At 70.8% G+C, this 19825-nt stretch carries 22 protein-coding genes; 11 read left to right on the plus strand and 11 right to left on the minus strand.

All coding sequences use genetic code 11. From position 1 onward, the window contains the following. Positions 1-2 precede the first annotated feature (2 nt). From secD to ACTOWL_RS19025, 4 genes are read left to right on the plus strand one after another with little or no spacing between them, the layout of a single operon-like run. Positions 3-1616 (plus strand): protein translocase subunit SecD, encoded by a 1614-nt coding sequence (gene secD / locus ACTOWL_RS19010; protein ID WP_441322834.1) that lies wholly within the window; start codon positions 3-5, stop codon positions 1614-1616. Next, the gene (gene secF / locus ACTOWL_RS19015) at positions 1616-2575 is read left to right on the plus strand and encodes a protein translocase subunit SecF (protein ID WP_441322835.1); all 960 of its coding nucleotides are present in this window, start codon (positions 1616-1618) and stop codon (positions 2573-2575) included. The genes secD and secF overlap by 1 nt, the downstream gene beginning before the upstream one ends. A 7-nt stretch (positions 2576-2582) precedes the next feature. Further along, positions 2583-3689 (plus strand): acetoin utilization protein AcuC, encoded by a 1107-nt coding sequence (locus ACTOWL_RS19020; RefSeq protein ID WP_441322836.1) that lies wholly within the window; start codon positions 2583-2585, stop codon positions 3687-3689. Positions 3690-3705: 16 nt separating this feature from the next. Beyond that, the gene (locus tag ACTOWL_RS19025) at positions 3706-4179 is read left to right on the plus strand and encodes a DUF192 domain-containing protein (RefSeq protein ID WP_441322837.1); all 474 of its coding nucleotides are present in this window, start codon (positions 3706-3708) and stop codon (positions 4177-4179) included. A gap of 2 nt (positions 4180-4181) precedes the next feature. Here ACTOWL_RS19025 and ACTOWL_RS19030 read toward each other — a convergent pair whose 3' ends face one another. Next, on the minus strand, positions 4182-4481 hold the full coding sequence (locus ACTOWL_RS19030; RefSeq protein WP_441322838.1) for a hypothetical protein: 300 nt from the start codon (positions 4479-4481) through the stop codon (positions 4182-4184). 157 nt (positions 4482-4638) lie between these two features. On the opposite strand from ACTOWL_RS19030, the gene ACTOWL_RS19035 reads away from it, so the two are divergent. The 4 genes from ACTOWL_RS19035 (at position 4639) to ACTOWL_RS19050 (ending at position 10531) form a co-directional block, all read left to right on the plus strand. Continuing rightward, positions 4639-5901, plus strand: a complete 1263-nt coding sequence (locus tag ACTOWL_RS19035) for an efflux RND transporter periplasmic adaptor subunit (RefSeq protein WP_441322839.1) — start codon at positions 4639-4641, stop codon at positions 5899-5901. Further along, positions 5901-7883 carry a MacB family efflux pump subunit gene (locus ACTOWL_RS19040; protein WP_441322840.1) on the plus strand — a complete coding sequence of 661 codons (1983 nt, stop codon included), beginning with the start codon at positions 5901-5903 and terminating at the stop codon, positions 7881-7883. The genes ACTOWL_RS19035 and ACTOWL_RS19040 overlap by 1 nt, the downstream gene beginning before the upstream one ends. Before the next feature lie 2 nt (positions 7884-7885). Further along, complete coding sequence (locus ACTOWL_RS19045) at positions 7886-9307, plus strand: efflux transporter outer membrane subunit (protein ID WP_441322841.1); 1422 nt, start codon at positions 7886-7888, stop codon at positions 9305-9307. A gap of 105 nt (positions 9308-9412) precedes the next feature. Next, positions 9413-10531, plus strand: coding sequence for a helix-turn-helix transcriptional regulator (locus ACTOWL_RS19050; RefSeq protein ID WP_441322842.1), 1119 nt, complete (start codon positions 9413-9415; stop codon positions 10529-10531). A gap of 10 nt (positions 10532-10541) precedes the next feature. On the opposite strand, the gene ACTOWL_RS19055 is transcribed toward ACTOWL_RS19050, so the two are convergent. The 3 genes from ACTOWL_RS19055 to ACTOWL_RS19065 form a co-directional block, all read right to left on the minus strand. Further along, complete coding sequence (locus ACTOWL_RS19055; RefSeq protein ID WP_441322843.1) at positions 10542-11216, minus strand: O-methyltransferase; 675 nt, start codon at positions 11214-11216, stop codon at positions 10542-10544. Next, positions 11213-12676, minus strand: a complete 1464-nt coding sequence (gene hydA, locus ACTOWL_RS19060) for a dihydropyrimidinase (RefSeq protein ID WP_441322844.1) — start codon at positions 12674-12676, stop codon at positions 11213-11215. Before hydA ends, ACTOWL_RS19055 begins: the two co-directional genes overlap by 4 nt. Before the next feature lie 232 nt (positions 12677-12908). Continuing rightward, on the minus strand, positions 12909-13514 hold the full coding sequence (locus tag ACTOWL_RS19065) for a LexA family transcriptional regulator (RefSeq protein ID WP_441322845.1): 606 nt from the start codon (positions 13512-13514) through the stop codon (positions 12909-12911). 91 nt (positions 13515-13605) lie between these two features. Between ACTOWL_RS19065 and ACTOWL_RS19070 the strand changes: the two genes are divergently transcribed. The 3 genes from ACTOWL_RS19070 to ACTOWL_RS19080 are packed head-to-tail and all read left to right on the plus strand — an operon-like array spanning position 13606 to position 14281. After that, a complete protein-coding gene (locus tag ACTOWL_RS19070; RefSeq protein WP_441322846.1) occupies positions 13606-13827 on the plus strand; it encodes a hypothetical protein in 222 nt (73 codons plus the stop codon). Then, entirely contained in the window at positions 13824-14081 is a 258-nt protein-coding gene (locus tag ACTOWL_RS19075; RefSeq protein ID WP_441322847.1) for a hypothetical protein, read from the plus strand. The genes ACTOWL_RS19070 and ACTOWL_RS19075 overlap by 4 nt, the downstream gene beginning before the upstream one ends. Next, complete coding sequence (locus tag ACTOWL_RS19080) at positions 14078-14281, plus strand: hypothetical protein (protein ID WP_441322848.1); 204 nt, start codon at positions 14078-14080, stop codon at positions 14279-14281. The genes ACTOWL_RS19075 and ACTOWL_RS19080 overlap by 4 nt, the downstream gene beginning before the upstream one ends. Positions 14282-14313: 32 nt before the next feature. Here the strand turns inward: ACTOWL_RS19080 and ACTOWL_RS19085 are convergent, their stop codons facing one another. The 7 genes from ACTOWL_RS19085 to ACTOWL_RS19115 all read right to left on the minus strand — a co-directional run. Next, entirely contained in the window at positions 14314-14787 is a 474-nt protein-coding gene (locus ACTOWL_RS19085; RefSeq protein ID WP_441322849.1) for a VOC family protein, read from the minus strand. 93 nt (positions 14788-14880) lie between these two features. After that, positions 14881-15630: an HAD family hydrolase gene (locus tag ACTOWL_RS19090; protein ID WP_441322850.1), complete on the minus strand. Its 750-nt coding sequence runs from the start codon at positions 15628-15630 to the stop codon at positions 14881-14883. A gap of 91 nt (positions 15631-15721) precedes the next feature. Continuing rightward, the gene (locus ACTOWL_RS19095) at positions 15722-17395 is read right to left on the minus strand and encodes a DEAD/DEAH box helicase (protein ID WP_441322851.1); all 1674 of its coding nucleotides are present in this window, start codon (positions 17393-17395) and stop codon (positions 15722-15724) included. A gap of 397 nt (positions 17396-17792) precedes the next feature. Continuing rightward, positions 17793-18782 carry a tyrosine-type recombinase/integrase gene (locus tag ACTOWL_RS19100; protein ID WP_441322852.1) on the minus strand — a complete coding sequence of 330 codons (990 nt, stop codon included), beginning with the start codon at positions 18780-18782 and terminating at the stop codon, positions 17793-17795. Between the two features lie 35 nt (positions 18783-18817). After that, positions 18818-19198, minus strand: a complete 381-nt coding sequence (locus ACTOWL_RS19105) for a hypothetical protein (RefSeq protein ID WP_441322853.1) — start codon at positions 19196-19198, stop codon at positions 18818-18820. Beyond that, on the minus strand, positions 19195-19599 hold the full coding sequence (locus ACTOWL_RS19110; RefSeq protein WP_441322854.1) for a hypothetical protein: 405 nt from the start codon (positions 19597-19599) through the stop codon (positions 19195-19197). Before ACTOWL_RS19110 ends, ACTOWL_RS19105 begins: the two co-directional genes overlap by 4 nt. Continuing rightward, the coding region (locus tag ACTOWL_RS19115; RefSeq protein WP_441322855.1) for a hypothetical protein at positions 19592-19825 on the minus strand (234 nt) is incomplete at its 5' end. The genes ACTOWL_RS19115 and ACTOWL_RS19110, both read right to left, overlap by 8 nt.

A 19825-nucleotide genomic window follows, 5' to 3' on the forward strand; every position in this document is an offset into this window, starting at 1 on the left:
CGATGATGTATTTCGCCCCGTGGAAGAAGGTCACCATCCTGGTGGTGTGCCTCCTCGGCGTGATCCTGAGCCTGCCGAACCTCCTGCCGCGCAGCACGCTCGACGCGCTGCCGTCCTGGATCCCGGCACGGCAGATGAATCTCGGTCTCGACCTGCGGGGCGGTTCCTACCTCCTGCTCGAGGTCGACATGAAGGCGGTGGTCGACGCCCGCCTCGCCAACATCCAGGATTCGATCCGCAGCCTGCTGCGGCGCGAGAGCATCGTCTTCAGCGACCTCGCTGTGAATGATCATTCGGTCAATTTCACCCTGTCCGACCCCGGCCAGGCCGACCGGGTGCGCACCCTCTTGGCCGAGAACCTGTTGACCGGTGCCGTCGACCCACTGGCCGGCGGCCAGCGCGATCTCGACATCAACGTCGGCAGCGATGGTAAGGCCGGCCTGACCCTGACCGAGGTGGGCCTGCGCGACCGCGAGGCCCGGGCGGTGGAGCAGTCGATCGAGATCGTCCGCCGCCGCGTCGACGAGAGCGGCACGCGCGAGCCGCTGATCTCGCGCCAGGGGTCGGCCCGAATCCTGCTGCAGCTGCCGGGCGAACAGAACCCCGACCGCATCCGCCGCCTGCTGGGCCAGACGGCGAAGATGACCTTCCACCTGGTCAATCTCGACTACCAGCCCGGCCAGCCGGTGCCGCCGGACACCGAGGTGCTGCCGATCGAGAATCCGCGGCAGGGCGAGCGGACGTCGATCGCGGTGCGCAAGCGGATCGAGGTCGACGGCGCCAACCTGACCGACGCCCGCGCCGGCACGAATTCGCAGACCGGGCAGTGGGTGGTGAACTTCGAGTTCGACAGCGCCGGCGCCCGCCGCTTCGGCCAGGTCACCCAGGCCAATGTCGGCAAGCCCTTCGCCATCGTGCTCGACGACAAGGTCATCACCTATCCGAACATCAACGAGCCGATCCTGGGCGGCCGCGGCCAGATCAGCGGCAACTTCACGGCCCAGACCGCCAACGACCTGTCCGTGCTGCTGCGCGCCGGCGCGCTGCCGGCGCCGCTGACCATCGTCGAGGAGCGGACGGTCGGCCCCGACCTGGGCGCCGACGCCATCCAGGCCGGCATCATCGCCGTCGCCGTCGGCTTCGTCCTGGTCATCACCTACATGTTCCTGTCCTACGGCTTGTTCGGCCTGTTCGCCAACATCGCCCTGGTCATGAACATGGTGCTGACGGTGGCGATCCTGTCGCTGCTCGAGGCGACGCTGACGCTGCCCGGCATCGCCGGCATGCTGCTGACCCTCGGCATGTCGGTCGACGCCAACATCCTGATCAACGAGCGATTGTACGAGGAGACGAAACGGGGGCGAACGCCGTTCTCGGCGATGGATGCGGGCTTCAGCCGGGCCTTCGGCACGATCTTCGACGCCAACATCACCTCGCTGATCAAGATGGCGATCCTGTACTCGCTGACCACGGGCCCGGTGCGCGGCTTCGCCGTCACCACCGGGATCGGCATCCTGACCTCGATGTTCACCGCCATCGTGCTGGTGCGGTTCATGATGGTCAGCTGGATCCGCCGCAAGCGCCCCACCGTCCTGCCCGTGCTGAGGAAAGCGTGATGTTCTGGCTCCGTCTCGTCCCGGACGACACCAAGATCCCGTTCATGCGGGGTCGCATCGCCGGCCTCGCCACCTCGGCCTTCCTCAGCATCGCCTCGGTCATCCTGTTCTTCCATCCCGGGCTGAACTACGGCGTCGACTTCAAGGGCGGCATCGCCATCGAGATCCAGACGCCACAGCCGGCGGATTTCTCGGTGCTGCGCTCCGGGCTCGACGCGCTCGGCCTCGGCCAGGTCCAGCTGCAGCAGTTCGGCTCGCCCAGCGACGTGCTGATCCGGATGGAGGCGCAGCCGACCGAACAGCAGCAGCAGGTGGCGCTCGACACGGTCAAGAAGACGCTGACCGACACCGTGCCGGGCACGGTGATCCGCAGCGTCGATTCGGTCGGCAGCACGGTCTCGGGCGAGCTGTTCCAGAACGGCATGATGGCGCTCGGCCTCGCCCTGGTGGCCATGCTGTTCTACATCTGGTTCCGCTTCGAATGGCAGTTCGGCGTCGGCGCCGTGGTCACCATGATCCTCGACGTCACCAAGATGATCGGGGTCTATGCCGTCACCGGCATGCAGTTCAACCTGACCTCGATCGCGGCGCTGCTCACGGTCCTCGGCTATTCGGTCAACGACAAGGTCGTGGTCTATGACCGGGTGCGCGAGAACCTGCGGCTGTACAAGTCGCTGCCGCTGCGGCAGTTGATCGACCTGTCGATCAACCAGACGCTGAACCGCACCATCGGCACCTCGCTGGCCACCTTCCTGGCCTGCCTGCCGCTGGCGATCTGGAGCGGCGAGAACCTGCAGCAATTCGCCATCGTCATCCTGATCGGCGTCGTCGTCGCCACCACCTCCTCGATCTTCATCGCGGCGCCGATCCTGCTGTTCCTCGGCGAGGACAAGCTGTTCCGCAAGAAGGCGCCGCCGGCGGCTCCGGCGGATGCCAAGCCGGCGGCAAAGAAGGCCTGATCCGGCGATGGCGGCGCGGCCGATCCTGATCGGCAGCGAGGTCTACCGGCATTCCAGCTACGGGCCGAAGCATCCGCTCGCCATCCCGCGGGTCTCGACCGCGCTCGACCTGATCCGGGCCCAGGGCTGGCTGGCCGACGGCCAGTACCGCGAGGGCCCGCTGGCCGGGGCCGAGGCCCTGACCCGGTTCCACCACCCGGACTATGTCGCGGCGGTCCAGGATGCCGAGCGCGACCAGGACCTCGATCCGGCGCGCCGGCAGCGGCACAATCTCGGCGGGGTCGAGAACCCGATCTTCGGCGAGGTGTTCCGCCGCCCGGCCACCGCCTGCGGCTCCTCGCTGCTCGGCGCCGGCCTGGTGGCCGAGGGGGCGGTGGTCTACAGCCCGGCCGGCGGGCTGCATCACGGCCGGCCCGACCGCGCCTCCGGCTTCTGCTACTTCAACGACCCGGTGCTGGCGATCCTCGCCCTGTTGGACCGCGGTGTCGACCGCGTCGCCTATCTCGACGTCGACGCCCATCACGGCGACGGGGTGCAGGACGCCTTCGCCGGCAATGCGCGGGTGCTGACCGTGTCGGTGCACGAGGCGCAGCGCTGGCCGTTCACCGGCGCGGTCGCGGACCGCGGCGGCGGCAACGCCCGCAACCTGCCCATGCCGCGCGAGCTGAACGACGACGAGATGGCGGCGGTGCGCGACCAGGCGCTGCTGCCGCTGGTCGAGGCCTTCCGGCCCCAGGCCGTGGTGCTGCAATGCGGCGCCGACGCGCTGCATGACGATCCGCTGAGCCGCCTGTCGCTGTCCAACCGCGCCCTGTGGGACGTGGTGGCGGCGGTGCGCGAGGTCGCGCCGCGTCTCCTCGTGCTCGGGGGCGGGGGCTACAATCCCTGGACCGTCGGACGTTGCTGGGCCGGGGTCTGGGCGGTGCTGAACGGCCTGGATCCGGCGGCGCCGCTGACGGCGGCGTCCCGCGCGGTGCTGGCCGGCCTGTCCTGGTCGCGCCGTCGCGGCACCCCGCCCGAACCTGCCTGGTTCGACCGGATGGACGACGCGCCGCGGCCGGGCCCGGTGCGGCCGGAGGTCCAATCCGTGATCCACGCCGTCATGACACCCTGACGAGATGGGACGATCGATGAAGACGCTCCTCGCCGCTTTCGCCCTGCTGCTTGCCGCCGCCGGCCCCGTCTCCGCGCAGGAGGCGCCCCAGCCCAAGACCAGCGACCTCACCATCGAGACCGCGGCCGGCAAGAGCTTCCACTTCGCGGTCGAGCTGGCTCTGACGCCGGAGCAGCAGGAGCGCGGCCTGATGTTCCGTGAGAAGATGGCGCCGGACGCCGGCATGCTGTTCGTGTTCGACCAGGCCGGGCCGCGGGCCTTCTGGATGAGGAACACGCTGATCCCGCTCGATATGATCTTCATCCGCACCGACGGGACGATCGCCAACATCCTCGAGAAGGTGCCGCCGCAGACCCTGGACCCCCGCACCTCCGACGGGCCGGCCAAGGCGGTGCTGGAGCTGAACGGCGGCATCGCCCGCTTCCTCGACATCAAGCCCGGCGACCGGGTGGTTCACCCGCTGATCGCCGCGGCCGCGCCGAAGAGCTGAGGTCAGCGCGGCTTGGTGGTTTCCTCGTCCGGGCCGGGCAGGGCCCAGCCGCGGCCGGCGGCGATCATGCAGGACTGCCCGTCCGGCCCGGTGTAGATCAGGGTCCAGCTCCGCCCCTTCGGCGCCGTGAACAGCTCGACCCGGCCGCCGCTGTTGGCGGTGCCGGCGCCGGCCGGCGTCTCCTGGAAGGCGCGCGCCAGATAGTCCACCACCACGTCGTGCGGGCCGCAGGAGGCCGGCGCCGCCAGGGCCGGGGCGGCCAGGAGAATGCCGGAAAATGCGATCGCGGCCGCACGGGCCATGCCTGCCTCGAAGCCGTGTCGGAGTCTCTGCGGCCGGGAGGCCAGGAAACCGGTATAATCGGAGAGCCTCGGCCAGACCAGCCATACGACAGCCGGCCCCGCGCCGGAAATTCCCGGCCGGACCGTGAAGGGGCGACACTATTGCGGGCCGAGGGGAATGCCGGACACCAGGACTGAGATCGAGCCGAGGCTGCGGGAGACGGCGGCGCCGCCCTTGCCCGGACCGACCCGGACCGCGCGCGGCAAGACATCCCGCCGGCGCCGTTTCCTGCTGCTCGCGCTGCTGGTCCTCGGCCTGATCGTGGCCGGCGGCGCCTGGTACCGCTGGGGCCATGCGGTCGCGCCCGACCAGCTCTGGCTCACTGCGACGGCCGAGCGCGGCGATATCGAGGACGCGATCACGGCGCTGGGGACGCTGCAGCCGGTCAGCTATGTCGATGTCGGCACCCAGGTCTCCGGCCAGTTGAAGACCCTGCATGTCGCGATCGGCGACCGGGTGAAGGCCGGCGACCTGCTGGCCGAGATCGACCCGACCGTCTACCAGACGCGGGTCGAGGCCGACCGGGCGCAGATCGCCAATCTCGCGGCCCAGCGGGCGGAGAAGGAGGCGCAGCTGCTGCTGGCCCGGCAGCAGGCCGAGCGGCAGCGCAACCTGAAGGCGTCGCGCGCCACCAGCGACGACGCGTTGCAGGTGGCCGAGGCGGGTTATGCCGCGGCCCAGGCCCAGCTCGACGCGATCGACGCCCAGACCCGGCAGATCCAGTCGACGCTCAGGGGCGACGAGGCCAATCTCGGCTACACCAAGATCTACGCGCCGATCGACGGCACGGTGGTGTCGCAGTCGGCGCGCCGGGGCCAGACCCTGAACGCCAACCAGTCGGCGCCGATCATCGTCCAGGTCGCCGACCTCGCGACCATGACCGTGGAGGCGCAGGTCTCGGAAGCCGATGTCAGCCGGCTGCGGCTCGGCATGACCGCCTACTTCGCCACCCTCGGCATGCCCGACAAGCGCTGGTACGGGGCGCTGCGGCAGGTCCAGCCGACGCCGGAGGTGGTCAACAACGTCGTGCTCTACAACGCGCTGTTCGACGTGCCGAACCAGGACGGCACGCTGATGACGCAGATGACGGCGCAGGTGTTCTTCGTCTCGGCCGCGGCCCAGGACACGCTGCTGGTGCCGGTCACGGCGCTGTCGGGACTGTCGCCCGGCACCTCCTCGGCCGTGCCCGGGCGGGCCACGGTCCGGGTGCTGAAGCCGAGCGGGTCGGTCGAGACCCGCACGGTGACGGTCGGCGTCACCAACCGGGCGCAGGCGGAGATTCTGAGCGGGCTGGAGCCGGGCGAACAGGTGATCACCGGCTCTCGCCGGCCGAACGCCGCGCCGACGCAATCCGGGCCGGGCCGGAGCCCGAGGCTCTGATGGACATCCGCGAGCCGATGCCGGCGACGTCAGCCCCGGCGGCAACCCGGCCGCAGGTGTCGCTGCGCGACGTCACCAAGACCTATGTCAATGGCGACCTGGCGGTGGAGGTGCTGCACGGCATCTCGCTCGACATCCACCCCGGCGAGTTCGTCGCCCTCATGGGCGCCTCGGGCTCCGGCAAGTCGACGCTGATGAACATCCTCGGCTGCCTCGACCGGCCGACCACCGGCACATACCACGTCGACGGCACCGATGTGGCGACGCTGGACGGCGACGCCCTGGCGCATCTGCGGCGCGAGACCTTCGGCTTCATCTTCCAGAGCTACAACCTGATCGCGTCCGCGACCGCGGCCGAGAATGTCGAGGTGCCGGCAATCTATGCCGGCATCCCCGCCGCCGAGCGGCGCGAGCGGGCGGAGCAGCTGCTGGGCTCGCTCGGCCTCGCCGACCGCACCGACCACCGGCCGAACCAACTGTCGGGCGGCCAGCAGCAGCGGGTGTCGATCGCCCGGGCCCTGATGAATGGCGGCCGGGTGATCCTGGCCGACGAACCGACCGGCGCGCTGGACAGCCACAGCGGCGCCGAGGTGATGGCGCTGCTCAAGCGGATGAGCGAGGCCGGCCGCACCGTCATCCTGATCACCCATGACCGGGCGGTGGCGGAGCACGCGCACCGGCTGATCGAGATCCGTGACGGGCACATCGTCGGCGACAGCGGCGCGCGCGGGCCTGCGGTCGTGGCCGGGCCCGTGAGCCAGCCTGCGGGCGATGCCGGCGCGCTGGGCGTCGCCGACATGACCGAGGCGGTGAAGATGGCGCTCAGGGCCCTGCGCGCCAACCTGTTCCGCACCATCCTCACCCTGCTCGGCATCGTCATCGGCGTCGGCGCGGTGATCGCCATGCTGGCGATCGGCGACGGGGCGAAGCAGTCGGTGGTCGACCGCATCTCGGCCATGGGCACCGACCTGCTGCTGATCCGCCCGGCGCAGAGCAACAACCGCACCGCCGACGGGGTGATCGCGACGCTGGTGCCGGAGGATGCCGAGGCGCTGACGGAGGTGCCCAACGTTGCCGCCGCGGTGCCGGAGCTGACGGGGACCATCACCCTGCGCTATGGCAACACCGACTACCAGACCCAGGCCGATGCGACGACGCCGGACTTCACCCGGGTGCGCAGTTGGTCGGTCGAGCGCGGCAGCTTCATCTCGGCCGGGGACGATGCCAGCTATGCCCCGGTGATCGTGCTGGGCCAGACCGTGGCCCGGATCCTGTTCCCGGAGGGCGTCGACCCGCTCGGGCGTTACGTCCTGGTCAACAACATCCCGTTCCAGGTGATCGGGCTGATGGAGGCGAAGGGCGCGACGCCCTACGGCGCCGACCAGGACGACATCGTGTTCATGCCGCTGTCGACCGGCAGCCTGCGGGTGTTCGGCAAGCGCTTCGTCCGATCGATCACGGTGCAGGTCGAGGACACGGCGCGGATCGACGAGACCCAGGCCGACGCGCAGGCGCTGCTCGAGGCCCGGCACCGCCGCCAGGACGTGCAGATCCGCAACATGTCGTCGCTGATCGAGACCGTCTCGGCGACCCAGAACACGCTGACCATCCTGCTCGGCTCGGTCGCCGCCATCTCGCTCCTGGTCGGCGGCATCGGGGTGATGAACATCATGCTGGTCAGCGTCACCGAGCGCACGCGCGAGATCGGGGTGCGGATGGCGACCGGCGCCCGGATGCGCGACATCCTGCAGCAATTCATCACCGAATCCGTGGTGGTCTCGGCGATCGGCGGCGCCATCGGCGTGGCCGGCGGCCTGGCGGTGGCGGCGGCGCTGCAGGCCTTCGGCACCGCGATCGTGTTCTCGCCCGGGCCGGTGCTGCTGGCCTTCGGCTGCGCCTTCCTCACCGGCCTGATCTTCGGCTACATGCCGGCGCGCAAGGCTGCCACACTCGACCCCGTCGTCGCCCTGTCCGCCGAGTGACCATGCCGATCCGCTTCCCTCTCGCGACGGTCCTGACCGTCGCCCTGCTGGCCGGCTGCGCCGGGCCGGAGGACGACAAGCCCGCCCTCGACATCCCGGGCGGCTGGAAGGCGGAGGGGCCGGCCGGCACCACCTGGCCGGAGACGGGCTGGTGGCGCAGCTTCGGCTCGTCCCAGCTCGACGTCCTGATCCGCACCGCCCAGCAGAACAACCAGGACATCGGCGCCGCCGTCGCCCGGGTGCTGCAGGCCGATGCCCAGGCGCGGATCGCCGGCGCGCCGCTGCTGCCCAGCATCGGCGCCACCGGCGACGCCTCGCATTCGGTCTCGCCGGAGCGCGCCAGCAGCTTGGGCCTCGGTTCCAGCCGCACGGTCAGCGACCAGTTTTCGGCCGACCTTTCGGCCAGCTACGAGATCGACCTCTGGGGCAAGAACCGGGCGGCGCTGCAATCGGCGCAGGCCTCGGCACTGGCCAGCCGCTACGACCGCGACACCGTCGCCCTGACCGTCACCTCGAGCACCGCCACCACCTACATGCAGGTCCTGGAATTCCAGGACCGGCTGGCGATCGCGCGCGACAACCTGGCCAACGCCCAGCAGGTGCTGAACGTGGTGCTGGCGCAGGAGAGTGCCGGCGCCGCCTCGGCCCTCGACGTGGCGCAGCAGCGCACGGTGGTGGCACAGCAGAAGGCCGCGATCCCGCCGCTGGAGCAGCAGCGCCAGCAGACCGAGACGACGCTCGCGCTGCTGCTGGGCGAGCCGCCGGAGCGGCTGTCGCTGCAGCGCCAGTCGCTCGACGATCTCGATATCCCGGTGGTGGCCGCGGGCCTGCCGTCCTCGCTGCTGGACCGCCGGCCGGACATCCAGAACGCCGATGCGCAGCTGCTCGCCGCCCGGTTCAACGCGAAGGAGGCGAAGGCCCAGCTGTTCCCGTCGATCCAGCTGACCGGCTCGGGCGGGGTCCAGAGCGCGGCGCTCGGCACCCTGTTCAACTCCGCCAACACGCTCTACAGCCTCGCCGCCTCGCTGACCCAGCCGATCTTCGAGGGCGGTGCGCTGCGCGGCGCGGTCCAGCTCACCGAGGCGCAATACCAGGAGCTGGGGCAGACCTATGTGAAGGCCGTGCTGACCGCCTTCGGCGATGTCGAGAACGCGCTGATCGCGACGCGCCAGAGCGGGCTCGCCTACCAGGCGCAGCAGGAGGTGGCCACCCAGGCGCGCGAGGCGTTCCGCCTGTCCGACGCGCAGTACCGGGCCGGGGCGGTCGACCTGCTGACCGTGCTGAACGCGCAGCAGAGCTACTTTTCCGCCCGCGACCAGCTGGTGCAGGCCAAGTCCAACCGGCTGCAGGCGGCGGTCGCGCTCTACAAGGCGCTGGGCGGCGGCTGGTCGGTGTCCTCGGTGAAGGCTGCCGCCGGCAGTTGAAGCGCGCCGCTCGCCCGACCGGAATATGCGCCGCCGCCTGGAATCCGCCATTTTGGCAATCGATGCTATGGTTCGCATTGCGGCGTCCAGGCAGGGGGAGCCGGATTGGCTGAAACGGATCGTGCGGCCGTCCTGATCGACCGCATCTATGCGGCGCTGGTCGGTGAGATCGGCTGGGACCTGTTGCTGCGGGAGGTCGCGACCTGCCTGCCGAACGGCAAGGCGACGCTGTTCTTCCACGACCTCGACAGCGGCAGCGGCGCATTCTCGGTGAACACTGGCTTCTCGGTCGACGCCGTGGCCGCCTATGGCAGCCATTTCAGCCGGGTGAATCCGTGGATGCGGGCGGCGGCACAGCGCCCGGTCGGGCTGGCGGTCCGGGCGGAGCAGATGCTGCCGCGCCACGACCTGCTGCGCACCGAATTCTATGCCGACTATCTGCAGCCGCACGGCCTTGGCACCGCAGTCGGGGTCACGGTGTACAAGGAGGAGCGCTGCCACTTCATGCTCAGCGTGCTGGGGGCGGAGGCCGACGACGCCACCGTGGACGCCGCCCGCGCCCTGCTCGGCCAGCTGGCGCCGCATCTGCGCCGGGTCTTCTCCTTCTATCGCCGCTCGCCCCAGGCCGGCGCCGCCCTGCAGGACGGCCTCTCGGTGCTCGACCTGCTCGGCATCGGCCTGATCCTGGTCGCGCCGGACCGGCGGGTCCGCCACTGCAACCAGGCGGCGGAGGTCCTGATCGCTGCCGGCGGCGCGGTCGGCCAGGACGGCGAGGGGCGCCTGCGCTTCGCCTCGCCCGACGTGACCGCCGCCCTCGACCGCGCCTTGGGAACGATCCGCCTGGGCCTGTCGCGTGGCCTGCTCGACACCCAGCTGCTGCGGCGCGACGGCGATCGCGCGCCGCTGCGGGTGCGCTTCGTGCAGCTCGACCAATCCTCGGTGCAGGTGTTCTTCGCCGGTGCCGCGGCGATGGTGCTGATCGAGGACCCGGCGATCTCCTCCGTCGCAGCGCGGATCGAGAGCGCCCGCGCCGCCTATGGCCTGACCGCGGCCGAACTGCGCGTGACGCGGCGCCTGATCGAGGGCCTGACCCCGACCGAGATCGCCGCGGTCGACGGCGTCTCGCCGCTCACCGTGCGCAGCCAGCTGAAGAGCATCTTCGCCAAGACCGACACCCGCCGCCAGGCCGAGGTGGTGCGGAAGCTGTCGGCCGGGGTGCTGTAGGGCAGGGGGATCAGCCCTCTCCCGGGCCCCGCTTGCGCGCCAGGGCTACGCCGTCGCCGATCGGGATCAGCGAGAAGTCGACCCGCCTGTCGTCGCGCAGCATGGCGTTGACCCGGCGGATCGCCTCGGTGCCCGGCATGCGGTCGGCAGAATCGGCCACGCGGCCGCTCCACAGCGCGTTGTCGACCAGCAGCAGCCCGCCGGGGCGCAGCAGGCCGATCGCCGCCTCGGCATAGGCCGGGTAGTTGTCCTTGTCGGCGTCGACGAAGACCATGTCGACGGTTCCGGCCCAGTCCGCGCGCGTCAGCTCTTCGAGGGTGTCGAGGGCCGGCTGCAGGCGCAGCTCGATGCGGTCGGCGACGCCGGCCTCCTGCCAGTACCGCCGCGCGACCGCGGTCCATTCGGCGCTGACGTCGCAGCACAGGAGTCGCGCCTCCGGCGGCAGCGCCAGCATCACCGCCAGCGCGCTGTAGCCGGTGAAGGTGCCGATCTCGACCAGCCGGCGGGCGCCGATCATCCGGGCCAGCAGGGCCATGAACTGGCCCTGCTCCGGCGTGATCTGCATTCCGGCGTGGCCGCCGGTCGCCTGCCGCGTCTCCCGCCGCAGCCGAGCCAGGATCTCCGGCTCGCGTAGCGAGGCATCGAGCAGATAGGTCTGGAGTGCGTCGTTCAGGCCGATGCTCATGGCGTCACATGCACGCTGGGATTGCGCTGCACCGGCACCGGCCGGCGCAGCTCATTGCGGATCTTCATCGCCTCGAACACCGGGGCGGTGCCGGGGCGCGGCACGAAACGGCCCTCGCCGCGCTGCACCTTCAGCTCCTTGTCCTCCCAAACCACCTTGCCCTGGCTCAGGGTGATGGCGGGCAGGCCGCGCACCTCCATGCCCTCGAACACATTGACCTCGATGTTCGAATGCTGGGTGGCGGCGCTGATGGTCTTGGTCGCCGCCGGGTCCCAGACCACCAGGTCGGCGTCGGCGCCGGGCGCGATCACGCCCTTCTGCGGGTAGAGGTTGAAGATCTTGGCGGCGTTGGCCGAGGTGGCGGCGACGAACTCGCTCGGGGTCAGCCGGCCGGTGTTGACGCCATGGGTCCACAGCACCGCCATGCGGTCCTCGATGCCGCCGGTGCCGTTCGGGATCAGGGTGAAGTCGTCGATCCCCATCCGCTTCTGCTCGGTCCGGAAGGCGCAGTGGTCGGTGGCGACGACCTGCAGGCTGCCGGCGGTCAGCCCATCCCACAGCGACTTCTGGTGGTCCTTGGAGCGGAAGGGCGGGCTCATCACCCGGGCGGCGGCGTAGGCCCAGTCCTTGTTGCGGTACTCGCTCTCGTCCAGGGTCAGGTGCTGGATCAGCGGCTCGCCATAGACCCGCTGGCCGTTGGCGCGGGCCCTGGCGATCGCCTCATGCGCCTCGCGGCAGGAGGTGTGAACGATGTAGAGCGGCACGCCGGCAGCGCCGGCGATCATGATGGCGCGGTTGGCGGCCTCACCCTCGACCTCGGGCGGGCGGGACAGGGCATGGCCCTCCGGCCCGGTGATGCCGGCCTCGAGCAGCGTTTTCTGCAGCAGCCAGACGATGTCGCCGTTCTCGGCATGGACCATCGGCAGGGCGCCGAGCTCGCGGCAGCGGGTGAAGCTGTGCATCAGCACGTCGTCATCGACCATCAGGGCGTTCTTGTACGCCATGAAGTGCTTGAAGCTGTTGACGCCGTGCTCGGCCACCAGCGTGCCCATCTCCTCCCGCACCTGGTCGGACCACCAGGTGATGGCGACGTGCAGCGACCAGTCGGAGACCGCCTTCTCGCCCCATTCGCGCCACTGGCGGTAGCCGTCCAGCAGGCTCTGCTGCGGGCCGGGGATGCAGAAGTCGATGATCATGGTGGTGCCGCCGGACAGCGCCGCGGCGGTGCCGGTGTAGTAGTCGTCGGCCGCCACCGTGCCCATGAACGGGAACTGCATATGGGTGTGCGGGTCGATCCCGCCGGGCAGCAGGTAGCTGCCCGAGGCGTCGATCACCCGGGCGCCGGTCGGGGCGGCGAGGTCGGGGCCGACGGCGACGATCCTGCCGTCGTCGCAGATCACATCGGCGCGGAAGCTGCGGTCGGCGTTCACCACCGTGCCGCCCTTGAGTGCGATCGTCATGGCCGGCGCTCTCCTCTGGTCGCGTGCCTTGTCCCCTGTTGCTGGGGAGAGTGGGACGGATCGCCGGGCGAGGCAAGGCCGATCCTGACCGTTTGGTCAGGGGGTGGGCGCAGCAAAAGAGCCGGCGCCCGACGGCCCCGGCGAGGTCAGGGAGGAAAGCGGCTCATGCGGAGCCGATTAATACGTTACGTATCTTTCCTTCATGGGTCAATACGAATCGTATCTATTTGCCTTAGTCGCGCATCACCCATTTCACCGGCACCGCCCATTCGATCGCGACGTCGGAGATCAGCGGCGCGTTGTAGCTGAACAGGGTGAAGAAGCCGGGTCCGCTGCCGCGCATCAGGATCTTGACGAAGGTCCGGCCGTCGGCCAGGCGGATCACGCATTCCCGGCCGATCAACTGGTCCGGCTCGGCCCGGACGTTGCGGTAGTAGATGACGTCGCGGTCGCGGAAGGCCGGGGCCATCGAATCGCCGCGGACGATGACGGCGACGGTGTGTTCGTCGGCCGCCGGCGGAGCATCGGCCTCGTCGATTCGCTCGGTCGACTGGTCGCCCTCGAACATGTGGATCTCGGCGCCGGCGCCGACATGGCCGACCACCGGCACCATCGGCCGCAGCCCCGCCGGGGCACCTTCGCCGGTGAGCAGCCAGGCCTCGGAGACACCGAAGGCGGCGGCGTAGCGGCCGGCGGCGTCGCGGCGCAGGCCGCGCAGCCCGGATTCATGGGCGCGGTAGGTGATCGGGCTCCAGCCGAAGGCGCGGGCGGCGTCCGCAGCGGTCTCGTGACCGGCCTTGGTCCGTGCCAGCACGAGGCGTTGATGCGGTTCCAGCATGCCGGGCATTTAGCACGTTTTGTAACGTGATGACAATTCATTTCGTATTGCGTTAACTGGATACGAAACGTATCGTCATGACATGGACAACATGATCACGAACCTCGATGACCTGTTCACTCGCTGGCCGAGGCAGGGTCATCTCTCCGCCGATCTCGGCGTGTCGCCACAGCATCTGCGGATGATGCGGGTGCGGGGGTCGGTCCCGGTGCGCTTCTGGCCCCGCTTCGTCGCCGCCGCCGCCCAACGCGGCATCGCCGGCGTCGACTACGACCTGCTGGTCCGGCTGCACATCCCGGAGGGGCAGCCGTGACCCCCGCCACCCATCCCGTCATGGAGACCGTCATGAACACCCTGCCGACCCTCGATCAGATCGAGGGCATGCCGATTGCCGCCGTCGCGGCGCTGCCGGCCGAAGCGCTGGCACAGCTGGTCGACGACCTGGTCGTTCTGGTGGAGCATAGTCGCCAGCTGCAGGCGGTGATCGCCGCCGCGCTGGCCCTGCGCAGCGGCCGGCCGGTCCTGCAGGTCGCCGGCGGCCGCGAGGTCGAGCGGTGGCTGCGATGAGCGAGCCGCGCAGCAGCCTGTCGCGGCGCCAGCCGCGCCCGCGACTGGAAACGGAGCAGCTCCACCGCTTGCGGGTCGCGGCCTGGCACAGCCAGGGTGTCGTCGTGATTCGGCCCGAGGAGGTCGAAGACGACCGGATCCGCCAGGCGATCGTGAACGAGGCCGACCGCCTCTACGGCAAGCGGAAGACGGAGGTGTGAGCAGCGGCCACGCCCGCTGGACGGATCGGAGGCTATGCCTTGCCGCCGAACAGCGCCTCGGCCCGTCGCCTGATCTCCTCCGGCGCCACGTCCTCGATATGGGTGGAGATGCTCCAGACATGGCCGAAGGGGTCGACCACCGTGCCCAGCCGGTCGCCGTAGAACTGGTCGGCGACCGGCCGCGACAGGGTGGCGCCGGCGGCCAGGGCCCGTTCCACCACCGCGTCGACATCCTCGACATAGAGGTGCAGCGAGACCGGCGTGCCGCCGATGGCGGACGGACTGGACCAGCCCGTCTCGGGCATCTCGTCGGCCAGCATGATCAGGCTGCCGCCGATCGTCAGCTCGGCATGACCGATGGTGCCGCCGTGCGCGTCCATGCGCAGCCGCTCGGCGGCGCCGAAGGCGGTGCGGTAGAAGTCGATCGCCGCGGCGGCGCCGCGGACGATGAGATAGGGGGTGACGGTCGGGTAGCCGTCCGGAATCGGCTTCACCTGCGCGGCCATTGCCTCCTCCCTGAGGTGGATCGCGGCGCGTTCGGTCGCGCCCTGCCGTCGATCATACAGGATGCGCGCCGGTGCGGGCAGGGGAGGGCGCGGTCAGGCGGCCGTTCTGTCGGGTGCTCCCGTCAGCAGCTCCGCCACCGCCCGGATGATGCGGTCCGGCCGGATCGTCGAGCCCGACGGTACCCCGTCACCGATCCCGTCCACCCAGATCGCGTGGATGCCCAGGCGCTGCGGCGCCGCCACCTCCCATTCGAGGTTGTCGCCGACCATCCAGGCCTCGGCCGGATCGACTCCCAGCGCTTGCAGCGCATGGCGATAGGCGCGCTCCTCCGGCTTGCCGAAGCCGTGCTCGCCCTCGATCTGGATGTGATCGAACCGGTGTGCCAGATCGAAGCGCACGATCTTGGCGCGCTGGGCCTCGGCCGCGCCGTTGGTGACCAGGGCCAGGCGGATGCCGAGTGCCCGGAAGCCGTCGACCACGGCATGGGCGTCGGGAAACAGGTGCATCTGCTCGTCGCGATAGGCGGTGAAGCGGTCGGCGAGGCGGTGGAGGAGGTCGGGGGAGGGCACCGGCCGGCCGCCGGCGGCGAGGGTGTCGAAGGCGCCGGCCACGATCATCCGCCGGGCTTCACCGATCCGCTGGCGCCAGATCCGGTGGCGCTCCGCATCCGCCCAGAAATCGCGGGCGAAGGCGCCGACCGCGGCGGCGATCTCGGCGGGGGACCAGGGAGCCAACGCCTCGGAGAACTCGGCGGTCACGGCGAGCCAGGCGGCCTCCGGACGGCCATAGGCAGAGATCAGCGTCTCGTCGAGGTCGAACAGGATGGCGCGGGGCAGCAGCATCGGATGCCGTCGGTCTGCGGAGGGACACCGCATTTGCGCCGGGCCCGCCATCTGACGCAAGTGTGCCGGCGGGACAGCCGGCGCCGGGCGGTCAGTGCCGCGGCGGCTTTGCCCGCAGCGCCGGGTGCTTCGGGGCGGGGCGGTGGGCGCGATCCTCCTCGATCCGGATGTGCTGGTCCTGTGTGTCCGGCCGGCGGATCGAGGAGGCGAAGCGGCCGGCGGCGTGGCGGGCGATCTCGACCCGGCTCTGCCGCTCGGCGATCTCGATCCGGCCGATCTCGGCCTTGGTGACGTGACCGCGGCGGCACAGGAAAGGCAGCAGCCAACGCGGATCGGCGTTGTTGGCGCGGCCGACATTCATCCGGAACCAGACCGATTCACCGTCACCCTCGCGGGCCGGGCCGCCCTCCCGGGCGGGACGGGGCGGGCGCCGATCGGCCGAGGCGGGCCGCTCCGGCGGCGGCGACAGTTCCTCGGGCGCGGGGAGGAGGCTGCGATGCAGGCGGACCAGGGCGACGGCGAGATCCTCGGCGCTGCGCTCGGCCAGGAGGGCGCGAGCGCCGGCGAGGTCCTCTTCCGTCGCCGGCTCGGCCAGGATGGTGTCCTGGGCCAGCCGCGCCTGGTCGCGGGTGCGGATCTCGTCCGCTGCCGGCGGCGGCGACCAGACCGCCTCGACCCGGGCGGCGCCGAGCAGCCGTTCGGCCTGGTGGCGGCGGTTGTACGGCACCAGCACGACGCTGACACCCTTGCGCCCGGCCCGGCCGGTACGGCCGCTGCGATGCTGCAGAACCTGCGCGTCATGCGGCAGCTCGGCATGGATGACCAGGCCGAGATCCGGCAGGTCGAGCCCGCGGGCCGCGACGTCGGTGGCGACGCAGACCCGCGCCCGGCCGTCGCGCAGCGCCTGCAGCGCCCGGTTGCGCTCGACCTGGCTCAGCTCGCCCGACAGCGCCGCCACGGCGAAGCCGCGTTCCAGCAGGTTGCCCTGCAGGCGGCGCACCGCCTCGCGGGTCGAGCAGAACACGATGGCGCCGCGCGCCTCGAAGAAGCGCAGGATGTTGACGACGGCGCGCTCCACCTCGTGCGGCGCGACCTGCATCGCCCGGTACTCGATGTCGCGGTGCGGTTCGTCGCGCGACGACATGGCGATGCGCAGGGCGTCATGCTGGAAGCGCCGGGCGAGAGCGATGATCTCCTTCGGCAGCGTGGCCGAGAACAGCAGGGTCCGGCGCTCCGCCGGGGCGGCGTCGAGGATCGCCTCGAGATCCTCGCGGAAGCCGAGGTCGAGCATCTCGTCGGCCTCGTCCAGCACCACGGCGCGCAGTGCCGAGAGGTCGAGTTGGCCGCGCTCGATATGGTCGCGCAGGCGCCCGGGCGTGCCGACGACGATGTGGCAACCCGCGGCCAGCAGGCGCTGCTCGCGCCGGGCGTCCATGCCGCCGACGCAGGCGAGGACGCGGCCCCCGGCCGGCTGGTACAGCCACTCCAGCTCGCGCTGTACCTGCAACGCCAGCTCGCGGGTCGGAGCGATCACCAGGGCGAGCGGCGCCCCGCCCGGCCCGATACGCTCGGCGTCCCCAAGCAGCGTGCCGCCGAGGGCCAGGCCATAGGCCACGGTCTTGCCCGAGCCGGTCTGGGCCGAGACCAGCAGGTCGCGGTCCGCATTCTCGGATTGCAGCACCGCGGCCTGGACCGGCGTGGGCTCGGCATAGCCGCGCTCGGACAGGGCGCGCAGCAGGCTGGCGGGGGCGGGGGAGAAAGGCATGTCGCACTAGACCCTTGTTTCGAGCCGTGGCGGACACTGCTCCTGATGGGGATCCCGATCTTCCGAAATGTCAAAGAACGGCCGCCGCATCGCTGCGGGCCGGTCCAACGGCAAAAGATCTCTGAATCGTCGCGCGCATCGATACGCGAACCGGGCGTCGTGCACAAGGGCCGCTCCCCGGGGTGCGACGGTTTCGCCCCCGCCATCCACGCCAACGAGCATGCCATGCCGGGTGTGAAGCATCGGTCCGGCGGCAGCGGCCGGTTCGGGCCCATGCTGGTCGGTCCTCTCGATGCCGCTTGCAAAACCGAGGCGTTCCCTCTAGGAAAACTGCGGCGTTCGGGGCGTAGCGCAGTCTGGTAGCGCGCCTGCTTTGGGAAAAGGCTACGCAATCCCGTTAACCTGCTGATTTCCTAATGGTATTTTCGGCTTCTCCCGAACCCGGTTCGGGACTATTCCGGGACTCTGCCGGCGGCCGGGCCGCGGCCTCCATCATCTCGCGGATGTCGTCGACCAGGACGTGGGCGTATTTCGCCGTGGTCTTGATGTCGGCGTGGCCGAGCTGCTTCTGCACCGCCTTCAGGTTGCCCGACGCCCGCAGGCCCCGGGTGGCGCTGGTGTGGCGGGTGTCGTGCATCCGAAAGTTCTTCACCTTGGCCGCGGCCAGGGCGGCGCTCCACAGGCGGCGCCAGCCGTCGCGGCTGATCGGATAGCGCTCGCCCTTGCGGCGCACCACCAGGCCGTCAGCGCTGGTGCGCGGCCGGTCGCAGACATAGGTGAAGACATGGTCGGCATGCTGGCCGCGGCAGCCCTGCAGCAGCGCCACCATGGCCCGCGTCATCGGCACGATGCGCAGCTTGCCGCCCGGCTTCCGGCTCTTGCCGACGACCTGGATCTCCAGCCGCTCGAAGTCGACATCCGGCCAGGTCAGGCCGCGGCACTCGCCGAGGCGGCAGCCGCTGAGGATGGCGAAGCGGACGATCGGGTGCAGGTCCGGCCGCAGCTGCGCGAACAGCCGATCCTCCTCGTCCCAGCTGGCCTCGCGCACCCGCTCCTCCGGCTCCTCGAGGCGGTGCCTGTGCCATCTCGGCTGCTTGCCGACGTCGATGCCCCAGGTGTCGGCGGCGCGATGCACGATTCGGCGCAGCAACTCGACCGTGTCGCGGTTCACCGTCGCCGGCGCGACCAGCGTGGTCTTGTTGCGGGCCCGGTCGCCACGGCGCCGGGCGACGATCTCGGCCAGCTTCGCGTCGGCGATCTCCGACAGCAGGGTGTTGGGGCCGAGCCGGTCGACCAGTCGGGACAGCCAGCGGAACACGTCCTCGCCGGAGGCCTGGTGCTGCGCCACCTCGGTGTAGAAGCGGCCGGCCGCCGCGTCGATCGTCATCTGCCGGCGCGGCTCCGGCCCGGCGGTGGCGACCTCTATGCGCTTCCGGGCTTCGAACTGCCGCGCCGCTGCCGCGCTCGCCGTTCCCGCAGAGCCGTGAAATCGTACACCCTTGACGACGAAGTCGTAGTGGTAGTGTGGCTTGCCTTTCGGCTTGTAGACGGACACGGGGCCTCCTGCCGGCGCCGGCGATCGATGAAGGTCTGCAAATCGCGCGATTCGAACTTCTTGGTGCGCCGCCCGACCAGGACGTAGGGGATGTCGCCTGCTGCCACGTGCATCTTGAGCGTCTTGATGCACATGTCCAGCCGCTCGGCCGCCGCCGCCATCGACATCAGCAGCCGCCTGTCCGGCTCCGGCAAAGGTTCGCCGGCGGCAGCGGCCCGATCCTGGTCGCGGGCGGCGGCGTCGGTCATGACCCGCCGGCCCCGATCGGCTCGTCGGGCCTAGCGCGGCCGGATCGGCGATCGAAGGCCTCGACCGCGGCCATTGCCGCGGCGGAGACGTGCAGCAGTTGTGCGCGCACCGCCTCCCAGGCTGCGGCCTGGTCATTGCCGACCAGCTGGGCGGCGGTCAGCTCGCCATCTGCGGCGGCCTCGGCGCTGTCGACGATCCAGTCGACGAAATCGCCGATGGCCTGCCGGTCGTCGCCCTCTCGGGTCAGGCCGGCGACATCCGTCAGGCGTTGCCGTTCCTGGCAGGCGTCCTGCAGCACGTCGATGGCGTGGTCCGGCAGGTAGGGACGGCCATGCAGGCCGTCGGCGCCCTCGACATAGACGCGGATGGCGGCGATGCCGTCCGGCAGGGGATCAGCCACGGGCGGCCTCCTCTGCGATGGCGGAGAGCAGCGCGTCGAACTGACCCTCGTGGACCTCCGCCGCCGCCTCCGCCGCCGCTCGCCACGCCTCCGCCGCCTCCGCCGCCGCCGCCGCCGCCGCCGCCGCCGCCGCCGCCGCCGCCGCCGCCGCCGCCGCCGCCTCCGCCGCCTCCGCCGCCTCCGCCGCCGCCGCCGCCTCCGCCGCCGCCGCCGCCGCCGCCGCCGC

It is taken from the genome of Inquilinus sp. CA228 (genome assembly GCF_052078665.1).
GTDB lineage: Bacteria > Pseudomonadota > Alphaproteobacteria > DSM-16000 > Inquilinaceae > Inquilinus.

Excerpts from the sequence above, each read along its gene's own strand:
- ACTOWL_RS19090 (WP_441322850.1), bottom strand. The coding sequence starts at position 15,630 with ATGCTGCTGCCCCGCGCCATCCTGTTCGACCTCGACGAGACGCTGATC.
- ACTOWL_RS19085 (WP_441322849.1), bottom strand. The coding sequence starts at position 14,787 with ATGGCCGCGCAGGTGAAGCCGATTCCGGACGGCTACCCGACCGTCACC.
- ACTOWL_RS19105 (WP_441322853.1), bottom strand. The coding sequence starts at position 19,198 with ATGACCGACGCCGCCGCCCGCGACCAGGATCGGGCCGCTGCCGCCGGC.
- ACTOWL_RS19030 (WP_441322838.1), bottom strand. The coding sequence starts at position 4,481 with ATGGCCCGTGCGGCCGCGATCGCATTTTCCGGCATTCTCCTGGCCGCC.
- ACTOWL_RS19035 (WP_441322839.1), top strand. The coding sequence starts at position 4,639 with ATGCCGGACACCAGGACTGAGATCGAGCCGAGGCTGCGGGAGACGGCG.
- ACTOWL_RS19080 (WP_441322848.1), top strand. The coding sequence starts at position 14,078 with ATGAGCGAGCCGCGCAGCAGCCTGTCGCGGCGCCAGCCGCGCCCGCGA.
- ACTOWL_RS19070 (WP_441322846.1), top strand. The coding sequence starts at position 13,606 with ATGATCACGAACCTCGATGACCTGTTCACTCGCTGGCCGAGGCAGGGT.
- ACTOWL_RS19045 (WP_441322841.1), top strand. The coding sequence starts at position 7,886 with ATGCCGATCCGCTTCCCTCTCGCGACGGTCCTGACCGTCGCCCTGCTG.
- ACTOWL_RS19025 (WP_441322837.1), top strand. The coding sequence starts at position 3,706 with ATGAAGACGCTCCTCGCCGCTTTCGCCCTGCTGCTTGCCGCCGCCGGC.
- secD (WP_441322834.1), top strand. The coding sequence starts at position 3 with ATGATGTATTTCGCCCCGTGGAAGAAGGTCACCATCCTGGTGGTGTGC.
- ACTOWL_RS19020 (WP_441322836.1), top strand. The coding sequence starts at position 2,583 with ATGGCGGCGCGGCCGATCCTGATCGGCAGCGAGGTCTACCGGCATTCC.
- ACTOWL_RS19055 (WP_441322843.1), bottom strand. The coding sequence starts at position 11,216 with ATGAGCATCGGCCTGAACGACGCACTCCAGACCTATCTGCTCGATGCC.
- ACTOWL_RS19040 (WP_441322840.1), top strand. The coding sequence starts at position 5,901 with ATGGACATCCGCGAGCCGATGCCGGCGACGTCAGCCCCGGCGGCAACC.
- ACTOWL_RS19065 (WP_441322845.1), bottom strand. The coding sequence starts at position 13,514 with ATGCTGGAACCGCATCAACGCCTCGTGCTGGCACGGACCAAGGCCGGT.
- hydA (WP_441322844.1), bottom strand. The coding sequence starts at position 12,676 with ATGACGATCGCACTCAAGGGCGGCACGGTGGTGAACGCCGACCGCAGC.
- secF (WP_441322835.1), top strand. The coding sequence starts at position 1,616 with ATGTTCTGGCTCCGTCTCGTCCCGGACGACACCAAGATCCCGTTCATG.
- ACTOWL_RS19095 (WP_441322851.1), bottom strand. The coding sequence starts at position 17,395 with ATGCCTTTCTCCCCCGCCCCCGCCAGCCTGCTGCGCGCCCTGTCCGAG.
- ACTOWL_RS19100 (WP_441322852.1), bottom strand. The coding sequence starts at position 18,782 with ATGACGATCGACGCGGCGGCCGGCCGCTTCTACACCGAGGTGGCGCAG.